The organism is Pseudomonas sp. 05N434 (genome assembly GCF_056396965.1).
Map to the genome: position 1 here is coordinate 1 of NZ_JBFTMK010000519.1, position 3,597 is coordinate 3,597.

4 protein-coding genes and 1 pseudogene are annotated in these 3,597 nt (G+C 60.4%); 3 read left to right on the plus strand and 2 right to left on the minus strand.

Features of this window, described 5'->3' with window-relative positions:
• On the plus strand, nt 1–606 hold a 606-nt coding region (queG, locus tag AC1DLB_RS24840; RefSeq protein WP_477785825.1), incomplete at its 5' end, for a tRNA epoxyqueuosine(34) reductase QueG.
• A 93-nt stretch (nt 607–699) separates the two neighbouring features.
• Here the strand turns inward: queG and AC1DLB_RS24845 are convergent.
• Both AC1DLB_RS24845 and orn read right to left on the minus strand, forming a co-directional pair.
• The gene (locus AC1DLB_RS24845) at nt 700–1,311 is read right to left on the minus strand and encodes a trimeric intracellular cation channel family protein (RefSeq protein WP_086944083.1); all 612 of its coding nucleotides are present in this window, start codon (nt 1,309–1,311) and stop codon (nt 700–702) included.
• A 239-nt stretch (nt 1,312–1,550) separates the two neighbouring features.
• A complete protein-coding gene (gene orn / locus AC1DLB_RS24850) occupies nt 1,551–2,093 on the minus strand; it encodes an oligoribonuclease (protein ID WP_018928509.1) in 543 nt (180 codons plus the stop codon).
• A gap of 107 nt (nt 2,094–2,200) precedes the next feature.
• Here orn and rsgA point away from each other — a divergent pair, with 107 nt between their 5' ends.
• Both rsgA and AC1DLB_RS24860 read left to right on the plus strand, forming a co-directional pair.
• Nucleotides 2,201–3,232 carry a small ribosomal subunit biogenesis GTPase RsgA gene (gene rsgA / locus AC1DLB_RS24855; RefSeq protein WP_018928510.1) on the plus strand — a complete coding sequence of 344 codons (1,032 nt, stop codon included), beginning with the start codon at nt 2,201–2,203 and terminating at the stop codon, nt 3,230–3,232.
• A gap of 226 nt (nt 3,233–3,458) precedes the next feature.
• Nucleotides 3,459–3,597, plus strand: a pseudogene (locus AC1DLB_RS24860) (TIR domain-containing protein); the annotation flags it as partial.

Consider the following 3,597-nt stretch of genomic DNA (forward strand, 5'->3'; position numbering starts at 1 on the left):
GGCCTGGGCTGGATCGGCAAAAACACGCTGGTCTTGAATCGCAAGGCCGGCAGTTACTTCTTCCTCAGCGAACTGTTCGTCGACCTGCCGCTGCCGGTGGACCCACCCCACGCCACCGAGCACTGCGGTCGCTGCACGGCCTGCCTGGACATTTGCCCGACCAATGCCTTCGTCGGCCCCTATGTGCTGGACGCCCGTCGCTGCATTTCGTACCTGACCATCGAACTGAAAAGCGCGATTCCTGAAGATTTACGACCGCTGATCGGCAATCGGGTGTTCGGTTGCGATGACTGCCAGATTGTCTGCCCATGGAACCGCTTCGCCCGACCTTCCGGGGAAAGCGACTTCAAACCCCGGCACAACCTGGACAACGCCGAACTGGCCGAACTGTTCATGTGGGACGAAGAAAAATTCCTCAGCAGCACCGAAGGTTCACCGTTGCGTCGGGCCGGTTACGAGCGTTGGTTGCGCAATCTGGCGGTCGGCCTGGGCAATGCGCCGTCGAGCATTCCGGTGCTGGAAGCGTTGAAGGCACGGCGGGACTATCCGTCGGAACTGGTGCGCGAGCATGTCGAATGGGCGCTAAAACAACACGGGCTTATGTAGTAGCTGCCGAAGACTGCGTTCGGCGCGACTGCGAAGCGAGCCCTTCGGCCTCGAACGCAGCCTTCGGCAGCTGCTACAGGGACTGCGTGTAAATCAGGCTTCGTCGTTATAAACGAACTTGGGCATTTCCCAGTGGAAACGGATCGCCAGCAAGCGCAGCAGGAAGCCGCCGAATAGCGTGATCAGGATCGCCTGTTCACCCGGCAATTGCAGATAGATACAGAATAAATAGCACCACGCCGCAGCAAACGAGACGCTGGCGTAGAGTTCGCGGCGGAAAATCAGCGGGATGTCGTTGCAGAAGATGTCCCGCAGAATGCCACCGAATACCCCGGTGATCACGCCGCTGACCGAGGCCACCAGCATGCCGTGGCCCATTTCCAGGGCGGTCATGCAGCCGATCAGGGTGAACGCGACCAGGCCCGCGGCGTCGAGCACCAGAAACAGCGAGCGCAGATGGCGCATCCAGCGCGCAGCGAAGACGGTGAACATCGCAGCGATCGACGTCAGCACCAGGTATTCCGGGTGTTTGACCCAGGTCAGCGGGTAATGGCCAAGCAACACGTCGCGCACCGAACCGCCGCCCAACGCCGTGACGCATGCAATCAATACCACGCCAAACCAGTCCATGCCGCGACGGCCCGCAGAAAGGGCGCCAGTCATGGCTTCGGCAGTAATGGCGATCAGGTAGAGCATCAGCAACATGGTGGCGGTCCTTACGAGAAGGCGCGCAGTCTACTCAGATCGTCAGGGCACCAAAAGGGGGCAAGGGTACCTGTGTCGAGGGAGCTTGCCCCGCTGCGCCGCAGAGCGGCCCTATTTGCTGAGAGAGCAACTCTTCAAATAGACCACGCCGGCTGACTTTACGACTGCTACGCAGCCGAGCGGGACGGTGCGGCGTTCCGACAAGCCCCCTCGCCACAAAAACCCTCGTTGCCACCCAATCAGAACTTGATGAAATTCTTGCGGTAGTGTTGCAGCTCGGCGATCGATTCGCGGATGTCGTCCAGGGCCAGGTGGGTGCTGCCCTTTTTGAAGCTGTCGCGCACATCCGGTGCCCAACGCGCGGCCAACTCCTTGAGGGTCGACACGTCGAGGTTGCGGTAGTGGAAATAGCTTTCCAGCGACTTCATGTGGGTATAAAGGAAGCGACGGTCCTGGCAGATGCTGTTGCCACAGATCGGCGACTTGCCCTTCGGCACCCATTTCTCCAGGAAGGCGATGGTCTGGGCTTCCGCTTCGGCCATGCTGATGCGGCTGTCGCGAACCCGTTGGGTCAGTCCGGAGCCGCCGTGTTGACGGGTATTCCACTCGTCCATGCCGGCGAGGATCTCGTCGCTGTGATGAATGGCGATCACCGGACCTTCAGCCAAGGTGTTCAAATTACTGTCGGTGACGATGGTGGCCATCTCGATGATGACGTCGGTATCAGGGTTCAGCCCGGTCATTTCCAGGTCGATCCAGATCAGGTTCTGCGGGTTCTGCATATGTCGGCTCCTCGGCGTAGGTTCGCAGTTTAGCCTAGGGAGACGGCCGGGCGTGCTAAACTCGCGACCGTTTTACCTAATCGCTGCATTCTCGATACGGAACACCCATGGCCAAACGCCAACTCAATCGTCGTCAAAACTGGCGCATCGAAAAGATTCAGGGCGAGCGCGCTGCCCGCGCCGCCAAACGCGAGTCCTCGGCTGTCGAGGCACTTGAGGGTGGCGACCTGGGTCCGGAACAGACGGGCCTGGTGATCGCGCACTTCGGTGTACAGGTTGAAGTCGAAGCCCTCGATGGCGAGCTGGCCGGCCAGGTATTCCGCTGCCACTTGCGCGCCAACCTGCCGGCGCTGGTGACCGGTGATCAGGTCGTATGGCGTGCCGGCAACCAGGGCATCGGCGTGATCGTGGCGCAACTGCCGCGCAAAACCGAGCTCTGCCGCCCGGACAGTCGTGGACAGCTCAAGCCGGTGGCGGCCAACGTCGACATGATCGTCATCGTCTTCGCACCGCTGCCAGAGCCTCATGCCAACCTGATCGACCGCTACCTGGTTGCCGCGGAACATGCGGGTATCCGCCCGTTGTTGCTGCTGAACAAATTCGACCTGATCGACGAGCAGAACGCCCCGGCGCTGAATGCCTTGCTGGCRGTYTACCGCACGCTGGGYTACCCGGTGCTGGAAGTGTCGGCGCACCACGGCAACGGCATGGAACAACTTCAAAAACTGTTGGACGGGCACATCAGTGTGTTCGTCGGCCAGTCCGGTGTCGGCAAATCATCTTTGGTCAACAGCCTGTTGCCGGAAGTCGAAACCCGCGTCGGCCCGCTGTCCGAGCTGTCGGGCCAGGGCACCCACACCACCACCACCGCGCGGTTGTTCCACTTCCCCGGTGGCGGTGAGCTGATCGACTCTCCGGGTATCCGCGAGTTCGGCCTGGGTCACGTCAGCCGTGCCGACGTCGAAGCCGGCTTCATCGAGTTCAACGACCTGCTCGGCACCTGCCGCTTCCGCGACTGCAAACACGACCGCGAACCGGGCTGCGCCCTGCTCAAGGCCCTGGAAGATGGCCGCGTGCAGCAGCAACGGATGAACAGCTACCGGTCGATCATCGCCAGCTTGCCTGAAAACAGCTATTAAACAGACGCTCCAGCCGCCCCGACATTAACGGGACGGCTGGCCGCTCGTAACCACCTACAAAACAACCTACAAAACAACCCGTCGACTTAAACATCAGATATTTCTGTAGGGCGTCCGCACGCCTGTTTGAAGGGCACTTCTCTTTCACCGCGAAGCCCTTGTTTCGGCCATTCAACTGCATACATTCAAAACCCTCTTCGCACATTGGCGATACCGAGGGCCCCCCATGCAAACCTATCATTTGTTCATCAGCCACTCGTGGAACTATTCAGACGCCCACGACAATCTGATCCGCCTGCTGGGCGCACAGCCGGACTTCAGTTTCAAGAACTTCTCGGTGCCACCGCACAACCCGATCATCGGCG

Coding starts and splice junctions, on each gene's coding strand:
- orn (WP_018928509.1), bottom strand. CDS start 2,093: ATGCAGAACCCGCAGAACCTGATCTGGATCGACCTGGAAATGACCGGG.
- AC1DLB_RS24845 (WP_086944083.1), bottom strand. CDS start 1,311: ATGTTGCTGATGCTCTACCTGATCGCCATTACTGCCGAAGCCATGACT.